The 683-nt window shown below is 51.2% G+C and carries 1 protein-coding gene; it reads left to right on the top strand.

The features are described from left to right. Positions 1-34: 34 nt before the first annotated feature. Entirely contained in the window at positions 35-544 is a 510-nt protein-coding gene (gene yihI, locus FDW87_RS09625) for a Der GTPase-activating protein YihI (RefSeq protein ID WP_019077947.1), read from the top strand. The last annotated feature ends 139 nt before the right edge of the window (positions 545-683 follow it).

Consider the following 683-nt stretch of genomic DNA (forward strand, 5'->3'; position numbering starts at 1 on the left):
ATATACTGAATAAAACAGCCAAAGACGAATCATGATGAAACCAACTTCTACACCACGCGGTAAAGGTCCTGCAAAAGCGCGTCGTAAAACACGCGAAGAAATTAATCAGGAAGCTCGCGACCGTAAGCGCCAGAAAAAACACCGTGGTCATGCGGCGGGTAGCCGTGCGTCCGGTAGCGAAGGCGCATCTGGTGGCGGAAACCAAAATAAGCAAAAAGATCCTCGTATTGGCAGCAAAAACCCCATTCCATTGGGCGTGACCGAAAAAGTCACCAAACAGCACAAACCGAAGAGTGAGAAACCTATGCTTTCACCACAGGCTGAGTTGGATTTACTGGAAACGGATGAGCGCCTGGATGCGCTGCTGGAGCGTCTTGAAGCAGGAGAAACCCTGAGCGCGGAAGATCAGACCTGGGTTGATGCCAAGCTGGACCGCATCGATGAGCTGATGCAAAAGCTGGGTCTTTCTTACGATGACGAGGAAGAAGAGGAAGAGGAAGAAAAGCAGGAAGACATGATGCGTCTGCTGAAAGGCGGCAACTAACGGTTTTACACCGTGGGTCTTCCCGTCCTGCTTATAACCCTTCCGGTTATATGTTATCTGGTGTGGTTATTCGTTAAACTACAGCGGTTGTCGCGGCGACAGAAGTGGCTGCGCAACCGGCTTATCACCCGCACTGGGG

Source organism: Citrobacter sp. wls826, assembly GCF_005281245.1.
GTDB lineage: Bacteria > Pseudomonadota > Gammaproteobacteria > Enterobacterales > Enterobacteriaceae > Citrobacter > Citrobacter braakii.